The sequence below is a fragment of the Streptomyces sp. NPDC001594 genome, from assembly GCF_042893675.1.
Lineage (GTDB): Bacteria > Actinomycetota > Actinomycetes > Streptomycetales > Streptomycetaceae > Streptomyces.
In genome coordinates, this window is sequence record NZ_JBIAVB010000020.1 from 147,515 (window position 1) to 162,745 (window position 15,231).

At 71.1% G+C, this 15,231-nt stretch carries 14 protein-coding genes and 1 riboswitch; of the genes, 3 read left to right on the top strand and 11 right to left on the bottom strand.

All coding sequences use genetic code 11. The annotated features are described in order from the left end of the window. Nucleotides 1-184 precede the first annotated feature (184 nt). Together ACFY0O_RS32505 and ACFY0O_RS32510 are read left to right on the top strand one after the other, a co-directional pair. Complete coding sequence (locus ACFY0O_RS32505; protein ID WP_388953387.1) at nucleotides 185-805, top strand: hypothetical protein; 621 nt, start codon at nucleotides 185-187, stop codon at nucleotides 803-805. Between the two features lie 274 nt (nucleotides 806-1,079). Next, nucleotides 1,080-1,268 carry a DUF5999 family protein gene (locus tag ACFY0O_RS32510; RefSeq protein WP_042809437.1) on the top strand — a complete coding sequence of 63 codons (189 nt, stop codon included), beginning with the start codon at nucleotides 1,080-1,082 and terminating at the stop codon, nucleotides 1,266-1,268. 80 nt (nucleotides 1,269-1,348) lie between these two features. Here the strand turns inward: ACFY0O_RS32510 and gcvP are convergent, their stop codons facing one another. Next, nucleotides 1,349-4,234, bottom strand: a complete 2,886-nt coding sequence (gene gcvP, locus ACFY0O_RS32515) for an aminomethyl-transferring glycine dehydrogenase (protein ID WP_388953388.1) — start codon at nucleotides 4,232-4,234, stop codon at nucleotides 1,349-1,351. A gap of 193 nt (nucleotides 4,235-4,427) precedes the next feature. After that, a riboswitch (glycine riboswitch) is annotated at nucleotides 4,428-4,526 on the bottom strand. Nucleotides 4,527-4,638: 112 nt separating this feature from the next. On the opposite strand from gcvP, the gene ACFY0O_RS32520 reads away from it, so the two are divergent. After that, nucleotides 4,639-4,992 (top strand): PRC-barrel domain-containing protein, encoded by a 354-nt coding sequence (locus ACFY0O_RS32520; protein ID WP_388953391.1) that lies wholly within the window; start codon nucleotides 4,639-4,641, stop codon nucleotides 4,990-4,992. Here ACFY0O_RS32520 and ACFY0O_RS32525 read toward each other — a convergent pair. From ACFY0O_RS32525 to ACFY0O_RS32570, 10 genes are all read right to left on the bottom strand, one after another. Continuing rightward, nucleotides 4,989-6,401 (bottom strand): DNA polymerase IV, encoded by a 1,413-nt coding sequence (locus ACFY0O_RS32525; protein ID WP_388953394.1) that lies wholly within the window; start codon nucleotides 6,399-6,401, stop codon nucleotides 4,989-4,991. The genes ACFY0O_RS32520 and ACFY0O_RS32525 overlap by 4 nt on opposite strands. 91 nt (nucleotides 6,402-6,492) lie before the next feature. Continuing rightward, entirely contained in the window at nucleotides 6,493-7,131 is a 639-nt protein-coding gene (locus tag ACFY0O_RS32530) for a MerR family transcriptional regulator (RefSeq protein ID WP_358899367.1), read from the bottom strand. Between the two features lie 196 nt (nucleotides 7,132-7,327). After that, entirely contained in the window at nucleotides 7,328-7,801 is a 474-nt protein-coding gene (locus ACFY0O_RS32535) for a bifunctional nuclease family protein (protein ID WP_007262890.1), read from the bottom strand. 63 nt (nucleotides 7,802-7,864) lie between these two features. Then, a complete protein-coding gene (locus ACFY0O_RS32540; protein WP_388953398.1) occupies nucleotides 7,865-8,638 on the bottom strand; it encodes a MerR family transcriptional regulator in 774 nt (257 codons plus the stop codon). Between the two features lie 48 nt (nucleotides 8,639-8,686). After that, nucleotides 8,687-9,628 (bottom strand): FHA domain-containing protein, encoded by a 942-nt coding sequence (locus ACFY0O_RS32545; RefSeq protein WP_388953438.1) that lies wholly within the window; start codon nucleotides 9,626-9,628, stop codon nucleotides 8,687-8,689. Nucleotides 9,629-9,710: 82 nt separating this feature from the next. After that, on the bottom strand, nucleotides 9,711-10,505 hold the full coding sequence (locus tag ACFY0O_RS32550) for a DUF881 domain-containing protein (protein ID WP_388953401.1): 795 nt from the start codon (nucleotides 10,503-10,505) through the stop codon (nucleotides 9,711-9,713). Between the two features lie 5 nt (nucleotides 10,506-10,510). Continuing rightward, the gene (locus ACFY0O_RS32555; protein WP_007262894.1) at nucleotides 10,511-10,843 is read right to left on the bottom strand and encodes a small basic family protein; all 333 of its coding nucleotides are present in this window, start codon (nucleotides 10,841-10,843) and stop codon (nucleotides 10,511-10,513) included. Further along, nucleotides 10,840-11,745 carry a DUF881 domain-containing protein gene (locus ACFY0O_RS32560; RefSeq protein WP_388953404.1) on the bottom strand — a complete coding sequence of 302 codons (906 nt, stop codon included), beginning with the start codon at nucleotides 11,743-11,745 and terminating at the stop codon, nucleotides 10,840-10,842. The genes ACFY0O_RS32555 and ACFY0O_RS32560 overlap by 4 nt, the downstream gene beginning before the upstream one ends. Nucleotides 11,746-11,867: 122 nt before the next feature. Next, a complete protein-coding gene (locus ACFY0O_RS32565; protein ID WP_388953407.1) occupies nucleotides 11,868-14,366 on the bottom strand; it encodes a sugar phosphate nucleotidyltransferase in 2,499 nt (832 codons plus the stop codon). Between the two features lie 101 nt (nucleotides 14,367-14,467). After that, nucleotides 14,468-15,058, bottom strand: coding sequence for a CDP-alcohol phosphatidyltransferase family protein (locus ACFY0O_RS32570; protein WP_388953410.1), 591 nt, complete (start codon nucleotides 15,056-15,058; stop codon nucleotides 14,468-14,470). Nucleotides 15,059-15,231 lie beyond the last annotated feature (173 nt).

Consider the following 15,231-nt stretch of genomic DNA (forward strand, 5'->3'; position numbering starts at 1 on the left):
GTCGACAATAGGCGGGACAGCTAGCCGAAACACTGTGTGAACACATGTCGTATAAACTCCGCAAACGAGGCAGAGAGTTGGCGCGCGGCCATTGCCCCAATGCCCACCTCTGACCCCAGAATGCGACAGCGCCGTCCGCACCTTCCCCTGCACCACAGGTCTCCCAAGTGAGAGGCGACCCACCATGCCGCTGCATGTCCCCCCGGCTCCCGCGCCCGCCCTGCGCAGCGTTCTCGCGGCACTCGGTTCTCCCACCGCCGTCCACGAGGCACACACCCCCGCCCTGCGCGCGGTCCAGGGTCCGATGACCGCCGAGCTCCCCCTGCCGGTGCACGTGCTCGACCGGCTGAGCATGTCCGGCCGCGCGGCCGACGGCAGGCCGCCCCGAACCCGCCTGACCGGATGGCGGTTCCTGATCCGCAGCGGCGACCGCTTCGTGGCGGCGGCCGACACGCGGCTCACCCCCGACGGCTGGGCCTTCTCGCACTTCTTCGAGGGCCCCTACGTCGCCGCCACCGAGCGCGCCCTGCGCCAGGCGGAGCAGCTCGGCAAGGGGTACCAGCCCCGCCTGCTGTCCGTACCGGAGCTGTACATGCTGACCCTGTGGCTGCACGGGGCGGTCGGCGCCGACGCCGCCGCCGGCCTGCCCGCCGCCTCCGACCTGCTCGTGCCGCTGGCCCCGGCCCCGCCCGGGATCGCCCCCTACCGGCCGCATCCCGTCTCGGAGCTGCTGCCCGTGCTGACCCACCGGCTGGCGCCGGCGGCCCCGCCCCTGCCGCCCACCCTGGCGGCCCCGGCGGCCTGACCCACCTGACCCATTCGGCCTAGTCCTCCGGGGTCAGCTGCGAACCATCCGAAAGGACAGGGCAGTTGGCTTGAACCGCCCGCACGAGTGATGCGTCCTCAATCCATGAGGACTGCTGCCGTGAAATCCCTGCGAAGCAGCCGTCATGGGGGAAGACTGAGGACCATCCTCCCCGCAGGTGCGGGGACGACCCAGGGGGACGGCCATGAATCACGCATCGAGCCGTAGCGAACAGACCCGCGAACAGACCACACCGCAGCGAAAGAACGCATCCATGTGCCAGCACCAGCCTGCCTGCCCGTCATCAGAGTCCGCCGACCGGGAGGCCGCGCGCCCGGTGGCCAACCACCCGGAACAGGGCTGGAGCCTGCTGTGCAACGGCGTCCTGCTCTTCGAGGACACCGGTGAGCTGCTGCCGGACGGCAAGATCATCGCTCCGCACCGCCCGCTCGCGGCGGCCTGAGCAGGCACGGCGCACGGACACGAGAAGGGGCCGGCCCCGGAGCGAACGCTCCGGGGCCGGCCCCTTCAGCCGGTCAGGGCTCAGTTGTCGTACTCGTCCAGCGGCGGGCAGGAGCACACCAGGTTGCGGTCGCCGAAGGCGCCGTCGATCCGGCGCACCGGCGGCCAGTACTTCTCGGCGGCGGAGACACCACCGGGGAAGACCGCCTCGTCACGGGTGTACGGGTGGTTCCACTCGCCGCCCAGGGACGCCGCCGTGTGCGGGGCGTTCGCCAGCGGGTTGTCGTCCGCCGGCCACTCGCCGCCCGCGACCCGCTCGATCTCGGCGCGGATGGCGATCATCGCGTCGCAGAAACGGTCGATCTCGGCGAGGTCCTCGGACTCCGTCGGCTCGATCATGAGCGTGCCGGCGACCGGGAAGGACATGGTCGGGGCGTGGAAGCCGTAGTCGATCAGGCGCTTGGCGATGTCGTCGACGCTGACACCGGTCTCCTTCGACAGCGGGCGCAGGTCGATGATGCACTCGTGCGCGACCAGGTCGCCCGGGCCGGTGTACAGCACCGGGTAGTGCGGCTCCAGGCGCTTGGCGATGTAGTTGGCGCCCAGGACGGCCACCTGCGTGGCGCGCTTGAGGCCCTCGCCGCCCATCAGGCGCACGTACGACCAGGAGATCGGCAGGATGCCCGCCGAGCCCCACGGCGCGGCCGAGATCGGGCCGACGCCCGTCTCCGGGCCGGCGGTCGGCTGGAGCGGGTGGTTCGGCAGGTACGGGGCCAGGTGCGCCCGGACGCCGACCGGGCCGACGCCCGGGCCGCCGCCGCCGTGCGGGATGCAGAAGGTCTTGTGCAGGTTCAGGTGCGAGACGTCACCGCCGAAGTGACCCGGCTTGGCCAGGCCCACCAGGGCGTTCAGGTTGGCGCCGTCCACGTAGACCTGGCCGCCCGCCTCGTGCACCTGGGCGCAGATGTCGGCGACGTGCTCCTCGAACACCCCGTGCGTCGACGGGTAGGTGATCATGAGGACGGCCAGCTCGTCGCGGTACTGCTCGATCTTGGCGCGCAGGTCGTCGGCGTCCACCTCGCCGTCGTCGGCGGTCTTGACGACGACGACCTTCATGCCGGCCATCACGGCGCTCGCGGCGTTGGTGCCGTGCGCGGAGGAGGGGATGAGACAGACGGTGCGCTGCTCGTCGCCGTTCGCGCGGTGGTAGGCGCGCACGGCCAACAGGCCGGCGAGCTCGCCCTGGGAGCCGGCGTTCGGCTGGATGGAGACCTTGTCGTAGCCGGTGACCTCGCAGAGACGTTCCTCCAGCTCGCTGATGAGCGTGAGGTAACCGCCCGCCTGCTCGACCGGGGCGAAGGGGTGCATCTGGCCGAACTCGGGCCAGGTGACCGGCTCCATCTCGGTGGTCGCGTTCAGCTTCATGGTGCAGGAGCCCAGCGGGATCATGCCGCGGTCCAGCGCGTAGTCCTTGTCCGAGAGCTTGCGCAGGTAGCGCAGCATCGCGGTCTCGGAGCGGTGCTGGTGGAAGACCGGGTGGGTCAGGTACGCGTCCGAGCGCAGCAGGGCCTCGGGCAGCGCGTCCTCGGTGCCGGCGTCCAGGGCCTCGATGTCGGCGGAGACGCCGAAGGCGGCCCAGACGGCCTCGAGGTCGGCGCGCAGGGTGGTCTCGTCGCAGGAGATCGAGACGTGGTCGGCGTCGGCCTGGTGGAGGTTGACCCCGCCCTCGCGGGCGGCGGCGACGACCTCGGCGGCCTTGCCGGGCACCCGGGCGGTGACGGTGTCGAAGAAGGAGCCGTGCACCAGCTCGACCCCGCCGGCCCGCAGGCCCGCGGCCAGCAGCGCGGCGTAGCGGTGGGTGCGGCGGGCGATCGTCTTCAGGCCGTCCGGGCCGTGGTAGACGGCGTACATGCCGGCCATGACGGCGAGCAGGACCTGCGCGGTGCAGATGTTGCTGGTGGCCTTCTCGCGGCGGATGTGCTGCTCGCGGGTCTGCAGGGCCAGGCGGTAGGCCTTGTTGCCGTCCGCGTCCACGGAGACGCCGACGAGGCGGCCGGGCAGCGAGCGGGCGTGCTTGGCCTGGACGGCCATGTAGCCGGCGTGCGGGCCGCCGAAGCCCATCGGGACGCCGAAGCGCTGGGTGGTGCCGACCGCGATGTCCGCGCCGAGGGCGCCCGGGGAGGTCAGCAGGGTCAGCGCGAGCAGGTCGGCGGAGACGGTGACGATCGCACCGAGCTCGTGGGCCTGGTCGACGACGGCCTTGATGTCGCGCACGGCGCCGGAGGCGCCCGGGTACTGCAGGAGCACGCCGTAGACACCGCGCTCGGCGATCTCGGCGGGGATGCCCTCGGAGAGGTCCGCGACGACGACCTCGATGCCGATCGGCTCGGCGCGCGTCTCGATCACGGCGATGGTCTGCGGCAGGGCGTCGGCGTCCACGAGGAAGACGTTGCCCTTGGCCTTGCCCACGCGGCGGGCCAGCGTCATGGCCTCGGCGGCGGCGGTGCCCTCGTCGAGCAGGGAGGCACCGGAGGTCGGCAGGCCGGTCAGCTCGGCGACGACGGTCTGGAAGTTCAGCAGCGCCTCGAGGCGGCCCTGCGAGATCTCCGGCTGGTACGGGGTGTAGGCCGTGTACCAGGCCGGGTTCTCCATGACGTTGCGCAGGATCACCGGCGGCGTGAACGTCCCGTAGTAGCCGAGGCCGATCATCGAGGACAGGACCTGGTTGCGGTCGGCGAGCGAGCGCAGCTCTGCGAGCACCTCGGCCTCGGTCCGCGCCTCGGGCAGGTTCAGCGCCTCGGCGGTCTTGATCACATCCGGCACCGCGGCGGCGGTCAGTTCGTCGAGGGAGCCGTAGCCCACCTGGGCGAGCATCTTCGCCTGCGCCTCGGCATCCGGGCCGATGTGACGCTGCTCGAAGGGGATGCCCCGCTCGAGCTGGGAGAGCGGAATGCGGTTGGCGGTCATTACGGAGGCCTCCTGGTCGTATGACCTGCGAGGGGCACCACGGCGCGGGCACCCGGACGGCCTCCCCCTCTGTCATCTCAACCTGAGAGCTTCACCGGAGTCTCGGGGGTCGCCCGTCGTCCGGCTTTCACCGTCGGTGAGGAGTGGGACCGGCACTGCGCGCCCGGACCCGCTCCTGCTTTCCAGAGTGGCCTCGTCGCGTGCGGTACGTATGCCTGAGAGATTCCGGGGAGGATTTGCTCCTTCGGCGCCTCCGTCGAGCTCACTCGGAGGACTCTCCCGCACAGGGTCAACAGCCGTCACCCAGCCTACCAGCGAGGATCTGGACCCTCCCTCGAGTGGCCCCCTATCCGGATATGCACTTTTGTAGTCATTACGGATGACTGCGACCACGTGGAGGGACCGTGCAGACCGACATCGATCCGCGCAGCCTGATCGGCCGCAAGGCGTTCGACCGGAACGGGGCCAAGATCGGCACCGTGGACGAGGTCTACCTGGACGACGCCACCGGCGTCCCGGAGTGGGCGGCCGTCCGTACCGGTCTGTTCGGCCGGGACGCATTCGTCCCGCTGGAGCCGAGCGAGGTGGACGGCGAGGTCCTGCGCGTCCCGTTCGACCGCTCCCTGATCAAAGAAGCCCCCGACTTCGGCGTGGGCCGCCACCTCTCCCCCGAGCAGGAGCTCAAGCTCTACCACCACTACGGCCTGGACGTCTCCCTCCCCGGCGACTTCCACCTCCCCCCGCCGGAGAACCACTAGGACACGCCCTGGGCCGGCCCCACCAGGGGCAGCGGGTCGGAGGGGGCCAGATCGGGGTCGTCCACCAGGAAGGTGCGGACCCGGCCGGGCGGCGATCCGGGCTGCTCGAAGCGCACGGTGACCCGCCCGACCCCGCTGCCCTGCACCCACCCGGGCCCGTACAGCGCATGCCGCACGTCGCTCCCCGCGGGCCAGTGGCGCGCGGCTGCCCGCGCCGGGTCCTCCCCCGGTACCGCGGCCGTCTCGGCGGCCCCTGGAGCCCCTGCGACCCCGTCGGCCTCATCCGCCTCCACGCCCCCCTCCGCCGGGGCGGCCTCCGCCTCCTGGGCCGCGGCGCCGAGCGCCTGGGCGAACAGGTCCTCCTGGGTGTAGTCCGCGAGCCCCGTCACGCCCACCCCCAGCAGCCGCACCCCGCCGGTGGTGTCCACGCCCTCCAGCAGCCGCGCGGCCGCCTCCCGCACCACCGCCGGATCGTCCGTGGGCCCGCGCAGGGTCTCGGAGCGGGTCAGGGTGGAGAAGTCGTAGCGGCGCACCTTCAGCACGATGGTCCGCCCCGAGTGCCCCGAGGCCCGCAGCCGGCCCACGCAGCGGTCGGCGAGCCGCTGCACCTCGAAGCGGATCCGCACCCGGTCGTGGAGGTCCACGTCGAAGGTGTCCTCCACCGACACCGACTTCGCGTCCCGCTCCGCGACCACCGGCCGGTCGTCCAGGCCCAGCGCCATGCGGTACAGACCGACCCCGTGCGCCCGGCCCACCATCCGGACCAGCTCGTCCTCACCGGCCTCGGCCAGCTCCCCCACGGTGGTGATGCCGGCCCGGCGCAGGTGCTCCCCGGTGGCCGGCCCCACCCCGGGGAGGGTCCGCACCGACATGGGGGCGAGGAGCTCGCGCTCGGTCCCGGGCTCGATCAGCAGCAGCCCGTCCGGCTTGGCCTCCTCGGAAGCCACCTTGGCCAGCATCTTCGAGCCGGCCAGACCCACCGAACCGCTGAGCCCCGTCGCCGCGGTGATGTCGGCCCGCAGCCGCTCCCCGGTGGCCCGGGCGCCCGCGGAGTCGAAGGCCCTGCCGCCCGCCTCCAGGTCCACGAAGGCCTCGTCCAGGCTGAGCGGCTCCACCAGCGGCGACAGCTCCCGCAGCAGGCCCATGACGATCTCGCTGACCTCGCGGTAGAGCAGGAAGCGGGGGATCAGGTAGGCGCCGTTGGGACAGAGCCGGCGGGCCTGGGCCGTCGGCATCGCCGAGTGCACCCCGAAGCGCCGGGCCTCGTAGGAGGCGGTGGCCACCACCCCGCGCGGGCCGAGCCCGCCCACGATCACGGCCTTCCCGCGCAGACTGGGCTTCGACGCCTGCTCCACGGAGGCGTAGAAGGCGTCCATGTCCAGGTGCAGGATGGTCGGCGCGGTTCTCACAGCACCGATGCTGCCGCATGCCACTGACAAGACGGTGATCCGGCGTGGTCCCGCCCCCGGGGCCGCGAGGCCGCCGCGGCGGGCCCCCGCGTCAGCCGGCCCGGTTCCGGCGGGCGGCGAGCTCGTCGGCCGGGTTGTGGCCGACCACGGTCTCGCCCGTGTCCACGCGCTCCCCGTGCAGCTGCGACAGGGCGTTCTCGACGTCCCGCCAGACCACGCCCACCGCGATGCCGAAGACCCCCTGGCCGCCCTGGAGCAGGCTCACCACCTGGTCGGGGGAGGTGCACTCGTACACGGTCGCGCCGTCGCTCATCAGCGTCATCCGCTCCAGGTCCGAGAAGCCCCGGCCCCGCAGGTGCTGTACGGCGGTGCGGATGTTCTGCAGGGCCACGCCCGTGTCGAGGAAGCGCTTGACGATCTTGAGGACGACGACGTCCCGGAAGCTGTAGAGCCGCTGGGTGCCCGACCCGTAGGCGGGCCGCACGCTGGGCTCCACCAGCCCGGTGCGCGCCCAGTAGTCCAGCTGCCGGTAGGTGATCCCCGCGGCGGCGCACGCCGTCGGTCCGCGGTAGCCGATCTGCTCGGGGGCCTGCGAGTCGTTCACCGGTCCGACCGGTTTCGACCCCGGCTGACGGTGCGCCGAACCCGCCCCGCCGCCGAGCAGCGGGGACGGTCCACCGTCACTCCGTACGGGGACTCCCCCGGTCGTACCGTCGCCCGTGATCCTCACGCCGACCCTCCGTCCTTGACCTGCCCCCTCGAAGGTAGGCAGTGACCAGGGGTGCGTCAACGATCGCCACACTCGGCACGCCGAGTGATAATCACCCTGAGAGTGGTTTCCCGTACCCCATAGCCGGGAAAGGCTACTCGAATGGGCTGCTGCTTCCCGGTGGACGACGCTGCCCTCGCCGGGACGGCGTCCGGCCCTACTGCGGGCCCGTGCCGAAGTCCTCGGGGGAGATCTGGTCGAGGAACTCGCGGAACTTCTCCACCTCGTCCTCCTGCTCGTCGGGGATGGCGATCCCGGCGTCGTCCAGCACACCGTCACTGCCGTAGATCGGCGTCCCCGTCCGCAGGGCCAGCGCTATGGCGTCGGAAGGCCGCGCGCTCACCTCGACACCGCTGGCGAAGACCAGCTCCGCGTAGAAGACGCCCTCCCGCAGATCCGTGATCCGGACCTCGGTCAGCTCCTCGCCGACCGCCTCCAGCACGTCCTTGAACAGGTCGTGCGTCAGCGGTCTGGCAGGTGCCATCCCCTGCTGCGCGAAGGCAATGGCGGTCGCCTCCCCAGGACCGATCCAAATGGGGAGGTACCGGTCGCCTCCCACTTCACGCAGGAGCACGATCGGCTGGTTGGAGGGCATTTCCACCCGGACACCCACAACGTCGAGCTCGTTCACACAGCAACCCTAGGACCTGCCCGGCAGGTTTGGGTAGTCGGGGCCCGCTCGCGGCGTGCGCGTTCAGTGCAGCCGCACCCCGAGGGCGCTCTGCACGAAGGCCTCGTGCAGCCGTACGGAGAGGCCCGCGAGCTCCTTCATCGTGGCCTCGGCATGCGCCCTGGTCTGCGGATTGCGGTGGCGGCGCAGCGGGGCGACCACCTGTTCCACCAGACCGGCCTCCCGGTCGGCGGCGGCCTTCATGGCCCGCAGGTGGCGCGGTTCGAGCCCGAACCGGCCGAGATCGGCGATCAAGCGGGCCACGGCCACCGCCTCGGCGTCGAAGCCGCCGCCCGCCTCCTCCGAGAGGAGCCCGTAGGCCTCCCACTCGGCGAGCTGCTCCTCGTCCACCTCGGCGGCGGCGATCAGCTCGGCCCGCCCGACCCGGGCCGCGGCCGGCCGCTCCCCGCCCGCCTCCCCGTACCCGGTGCCGCGCGCGTCGCCCTCCACGGACTCCCCGTGCGCGGCCGGGGCCGGAATCCTGACCTGCTCGCCCCGGTCGAGCGCGTCGAGCTGCTCGCGGATGACCTTCAGCGGCAGGTAGTGGTCACGCTGGAGGCGCAGGATGCGCCCGAGCCGCTCCACGTCGCCGGTACTGAACTTGCGGTATCCGGAAGGAGTGCGCCGGGGCTCGACGAGCCCCTCCGCCTCCAGGAACCGGATCTTCGAGATCGTGACTTCGGGGAACTCGTCACGCAGCGTCGTGAGCACCTGGCCGATGCTCACCAGCTGCCCGGACGAGCGGGCGGTTCCGGCGGCGCCCTTCTTCGGGGCACCGCCGGTCGGGGTGCGCAGCATGGGACCTTCCCTCTGGAGGTCCCCCCGGAGGTTCTCCGGGGGTGGGGGTCAGACGCCCCGCAGGCTGGCGTAGAAGACCAGCCGGTACTTGCCGATCTGCACCTCGTCGCCGTTGTGCAGGGCGACGGAGTCGATCGGCTCGCGGTTCACGTACGTGCCGTTGAGGCTGCCGACGTCGGCGACGGTGAAGCCGCCCTCCGGACCCCGGCGGAACTCGACATGCAGCCGGGAGACGGTGACGTCGTCCAGGAAGATGTCGCTCTGCGGGTGCCGGCCCGCCGTGGTCAGCTCGCCGTCGAGCAGGAAACGGCTGCCCGAGTTGGGACCGCGCCGCACGATGAGCAGGGCGGAACCGGGGGGCAGCGCCTCGACCGCGGCCTGCGCCTCGGGCGAGAGCGAGGGCGCGACGTGCTGTCCGGTCGCCTCGGCCTCGTAGGCCTCGAGGCCCGAGATCGAGATGGTGGACGTGGTCTCCGAGGCGCGCTCGGGCGTCAGGCCCGGGCGCAGCGGCGCACCGCAGTTGGAGCAGAAACGGCTCGCCGCATTGCTGCGCTGCCCGCACCTGCCGCACGTCTGCTCGGCCGACATGGACGGCTCCTCGCGCCGCGGCTGCCCCGCGGAGGCGTTGGTGGCGTACGGGTCGGGGGCGTACCCGCCACCCGCGTTCGGGGCTGCCGGGTCTCCGAAACCTATGCGCCCCGCAGCAGAGGGGTCACCGGACGGGGCACCGTGCGCCCCGGTACCGGGCCCCTGGCCGGCCACCTCGTCACGGAAGAGCGGCCGCTCGCCCTGGCCCTCCCCCTCGCCGTGGCCCGCACGGTGGCGTGCCGTACCGCTTTCCTCGCGGTTCTTCTTGCCGAACAACTTCTCAAACAACTTCACGGGCGATTCCCCTTGACCGAAACAGACCCGCCCGTGGGGCAGGACGAACTCCTCATACACACACCTGCCGACCCGGACATTCTGACAACGTCCGTAACCACCAGACAGTTTCCACCACGCACCGCGACTTCTGTGCGTCGACCCCCCGCAGGCGTCAGCCCGCGTGGGACCGTCCTCGTGCCGCCCCGTCTCACGGCGATGACGACCGAGCGTAGTCAGGCTGCTTCGCAGCCCGCAAGGCATCCACAACGATCTTCGCCGACCGTGTGACGGCGACCGTGGCCTGTTCCTTCTCCATGGTCTGGACGACGCCGCCCGGAATGTTGAGCGCCGGCTCCAGATCCTGCGGCTTGCCGATGACCCTGAACTCATAGGGCTGTGTGATCTTCTTACCGTCGATCGCCACTCCGCCGCCCTCGTCCGAGAAGTACGAGCCCGCCACCACGCGCACGCCGTTGATCTGGATCGCCTCGGCCCCGGCCGCCCGCAGCTCCTGAAGGGTGTCCAGCAGCTGGTCGGAGCGCACCTGGCCCTTGGCGTCGGTGATCCTCAGCGTGATGCCGGGGCCCTGTGCGGCCACGGTACCGGCCAGGATGCCCAGTTGGCGCTCCCGCTCCAGCGTCTGCTTGCGGGCCTCCTCGGCCTGGTTGGAACTGCTCTGCAGCTCCTTGCGCTGGTCGTCCAGCTTCTGCTTCTCGTCCTCCAGCCGCTTGGTCCGCCCGTCCAGCTCGTCGAGGATCCGCACGAGGTCCTCCTGGCGGGCACCGCGCAGCGGCGCGCTGGAGTCGCTGTTGGAGCGCACCTGGATGGCGAGCCCGAGGCCGAGGACGAAGAGCAGCAGCGCGACGATCAGTTGGGCCCGGCTGAACCTCGGCGGCCACAGCCCGGCCGCCAGGCGCTGTCGGCCCGTCTGCTGCGGCTCCGGCCGCTGCACCGGCTCCCGCTCCGGTCCGGGCTCCCCCTGCGGGGCGTTGTCCGTGCTCATCGGCCTCACGCCCGGAACACGTGCCGGCGGATGGCGGCCGCGTTGGAGAAGATCCGGATGCCGAGGACGACGACCACACCGGTCGACAGCTGCGAGCCGACGCCCAGCTTGTCGCCGAGGAAGACGATCAGCGCGGCGACGACCACGTTCGACAGGAACGACACCACGAAGACCTTGTCCACGAAGATCCCGTCCAGCATCGCGCGCAGACCGCCGAACACCGCGTCCAGGGCCGCCACGACGGCGATCGGCAGATAAGGCTCCACCACGGCCGGCACTTCGGGGCGGACGAGAAGTCCGACCACCACTCCCGCCAGGAGGCCCAGTACCGCGATCACGACGCACCCTTCTTCGGCTCTTCTGCAGTGGCCGTCCGCACGGTGAGACTCGACGCGGCCGGCAGCTTCACCTCGGCCACCGGGGCCAGGCTGTAGCGGATCCCGTAGCTCTCCTGCAGCACGTGCAGGTACTGCCCGTCCACGGAGTCCTGGAACGTGGTGCCGAGCCGTTTCCCGTCCCCGATCGCGAGGACCTCGTACGGCGGCACCAGTGGCCTGTTGTCGACCAGTATCGCGTCACCGGCCGCCCGGATCGCCGACAGCGCCGTGAGCCGCTGCCCGTTGATCGAGACGGCCTCCGCGCCGGACTGCCAGAGGCCGTTGACGATCCGCTGCATGTCACGGTCCCGGACCCGCCCCGTGTCGGAGAACCCGGCGCTCTCGCGCGGGCCGCCTCCGCCGCCCGACGAGGTCCCCTTGGCATCGTCCACCACAAGCTTGACGCCAGGACCGTGCACCTCGGTTGCACCCGCCAGCAACGCCACGAGCCGGGCCTGCTGCCCGCCCTGCTGCTTGAGCGCCTCGCTCTGGCGGTCGGCGACCTCGCTCCGCAGCCGTTCGATGTCGCGCTCCAGGGTGTCCGCGTGCCGGTCGGCCCGCTCGACCCGGTCGATCAGCTCCTGGCGCTCCTTGGCCAGCACCGGCGCCGTGGCCCGCGCCTGCGCCGCGCCCAGCGTGACGACCAGGGCCGCGAGCACCAGCCCGGCGGCGAGGGCCAGCTTGGCCCTGAGCGTGCGCGGCAGCCCCGCCGTACCCTCCGCCTCGCGCCGCGCCGAGGCTTCCGCATAGCCCTCGTCGAGGCTGTGGTCCATCACGTGGGTCAGCAGCGACATGGACGCGTCCGGGCGTGCGGACGGTGTGGCCGAACTCCGGTTGTTGGACGGCTGCGACATGCCGCACATCGTCGCATGTCGGCGCCGCCCACACCGAATGCGGCCGTCCGGCGGGCCGGGCCGGGTGACACCCGTGCCCGGCCCGCCGTACTCCTGTCCCGCTCCGCACGCGCGTACGGGCGGGATTCCGGTCAGTGCTGGCCGGCTCCGTCGACCACGGCGGCCCACTCGTCCAGCAGGGCCTGCGCGGACGCGTCGTCGGGGCCCTCGGCCCACAGGTGCGTCACGGCCTCCGCCGGGTCCGGCAGGACCAGCGCCCACCGGCCGTCGGCCTCGACCACGCGCACGCCGTCGGTGGTGTCCACCTGCCGCTCCCCGGCCGCTTCCACGACCCGCCGCATCACGAGACCCTTGGCCGCCCACGGGGTGGGCACGTCCCGCTTGAGGACGTGCGCCCGCGGGATGCGGGAGTCGATCTGGCTGAGCGTGAGCTGCGTGCGCGCGACCAACCCGATGAGCTGGACGAAGGCCGCCGATCCGTCGAAGACGCTGCTGAACTCCGGGACGATGAACCCGCCCCGGCCGTCGCCGCCGAAGATCGTGGTCTCCTCGCGGCCCACCCGGGTCAGGTCGTCGGGCGAGGTCGTCGTCCACTCCACCTGGGTGCCGTGGTACGCCGCCACCTGCTCCGCGACCCGGGTCGTGGTCACCGGCAGGGCCACCTTGCCGCTGCGCTTCTCGGCCGCCACGAGGTCCAGCAGGACCAGCAGCGCCCGGTCGTCCTCGATGATCCGGCCGCGCTCGTCCACGAGCGAGATCCGCTCGCCGACGGGGTCGAAGCGGACGCCGAACGCCGCCCGGGCCGAGGCCACGATCTCCCCGAGCCGGACCAGTCCGGCGCGCCGCGACTCGGTGGTCTCGGTGGGCCGGGACTCGTCCAGGCCGGGGTTGATCGTCAGCGCGTCCACCCCGAGCCGCCCGAGCAGGCTGGGCAGGACCAGCCCCGCGCTGCCGTTGGAGGCGTCCACGACCACCTTGAGGCCGGAGTCGGCGATCCCGGTGGTGTCCACCCGCCGCAGCAGGGAGCCGGTGTACGAGTCGAAGATGCTCGACGGGAACTGGAGGTCGCCGATCTCCCCGGGGAAGGCCCGGCGGTACTCCTGACGTGCGTAGACGCGGTCCAGCTTGCGCTGCTGCGCCTGCGAGAGGTCCGCTCCCCGCTCGTCGAGGAACATGATGTCCACCGAGTCCGGCACGCCGGGCGAGGTCCGGATCATGATCCCGCCCGCGGCGCCCCTGGCCGTCTGCTGGCGGGCCACGGGCAGCGGTACGTTCTCCAGGTCGCGCACGTCGATGGCGCTGGCCTGGAGCGCCGAGATCACGGCGCGCTTGAGCGCGCGGGCGCCTCGGGAGTGGTCGCGGGCCGTGGTGACGATCGCCCCCTTCTTGAGGGTCGTCGCGTAGGCGCCGGCGAGCTTCACCACCAGCTCGGGGGTGATCTCCACGTTGAGGATCCCGGAGACGCCGCGCGCGCCGAACAGGTGGGCCTGCCCGCGGGACTCCCAGATCACCGAGGTGTTGACGAAGGCGCCGGCCTCGATCGTCTTGAACGGGTAGACCCGCACGTTGCCCTGGACGATCGATTCCTCGCCGACGAGGCACTCGTCACCGATGACCGCGCCGTCCTCGATCCGGGCGGCCCGCATGATGTCGGTGTTCTTGCCGATGACGCAGCCGCGCAGGTTGCTGTGCGGCCCGATGTAGACGTTGTCGTGGACGACGGCCTTGTGCAGGAAGGCCCCGCTCTTGACGACCACGTTCGACCCGATGACGGTGTGCTCGCGGATCTCCGCCCCGGCCTCGACCTTGGCGTAGTCACCGATGTACAGCGGGCCGCGCAGGACGGCGTCCGGGCTCACCTCGGCGCCTTCGGCGACCCACACCCCGGGCGAGATCTCGAAGCCGTCCATGTCGACCTGGACCTTGCCCTCCAGGACGTCGGCCTGGGCCTTGACGTAGCTCTCGTGGGTACCCACGTCCTCCCAGTAGCCCTCGGCGACGTAGCCGTAGATCGGCCGGCCTTCCTTCATCAGCTTCGGGAAGACGTCGCCGGACCAGTCGACCGAGACGTCGGGGTCGACGTAGTCGAAGATCTCCGGCTCCATGACGTAGATGCCGGTGTTGATGGTGTCCGAGAACACCTGCCCCCAGGTCGGCTTCTCGAGGAAGCGCTCGACCTTGCCCTCTTCGTCCACGATGGTGATGCCGAATTCCAGAGGGTTCGGCACCCGGGTGAGGCACACCGTGACCAGTGCGCCCTTCTCCTTGTGGAAGTTGATGAGGTCGGTGAGGTCGAAGTCGGTGAGCGCGTCGCCGGAGATGACCAGGAACGTGTCGTCCTTGAGGGCCTCCTCGGCGTTCTTCACGCTGCCGGCGGTGCCGAGTGGCTTCTCCTCGTTGGCGTAGGTCAGCTCCATACCGAGCTCCTCGCCGTCACCGAAGTAGTTCTTGACGAGTGACGCCAGGAACTGAACGGTCACCACGGTCTCGCTGAGCCCATGCCGCTTGAGCAGCCTGAGCACATGCTCCATGATCGGCCGGTTCGCCACCGGCAGGAGCGGCTTGGGCATGCTTAAGGTCATGGGGCGAAGCCGCGTTCCTTCGCCACCGGCCATCACGACGGCCTTCATGTCGGAAGAGTCCTCCTAGAGAGATGACGGTCTGGCCGACCTCACCCGCCCCGGACGGTAACTCCGCTACTCCTCCGCGTCAGCACCGGCGCCGAGTGAGCTCAATCGGCCGTGGTGTCCGCCTTCACGAGACGGCGGACTTGCACCACGTAAAGGATTCCTGCCCACCAATAGAGCGTTGTACCCCAACCTGCGAACGCCCATCCGAAAACGGACGCCATCCAGCTCAACCACCCCGTACCGTCACTGAGCAGGAGCAGAGGGAAGGCGTACATCAGGTTGAAGGTGGCGGCCTTGCCGAGGAAGTTGACCTGGGGCGGCGGATAGCCGTGCCGGCGCAGGATCCACACCATGACCAGCAGCATTGCCTCGCGGGCCAGCAGCGCGGCGGTGAGCCACAGCGGCAGGATCCCCCGGTAGGTGAGCCCGAAGAGCGTGGTCAGGACGTAGAGCCGGTCGGCGGCGGGGTCCAGGAGCCGGCCCAGTTTGCTGACCTGGTTCCAGCGCCGCGCGAGTTTCCCGTCGAGGTAGTCACTGACGCCGCTCAGCATGAGCACGAGCAGGGCCCAGCCGTCGTGCTTCGCGAGGATGAGCCAGAGGAACAGCGGCACGCCCACGAGACGGGCCATGCTCAGGATGTTCGGAATGGTGAAAATTCGGTCAGTCTGGACCCGAGTCTCCTGGACCTCCACCCGGGGGCCTCCACTGTGACTGTAGAAATGTCGAATCTATGCTCCCCTGACCCTACAGGAGTCCACGATCGGCCCGTGAACGCAGAAAAGCCCCGCACCATGACTGGTGCGGGGCTTTCCCACAATGATTGTTCGGCGGCGTCCTACTCTCCCACAGGGTCCCCCCTGCAGTA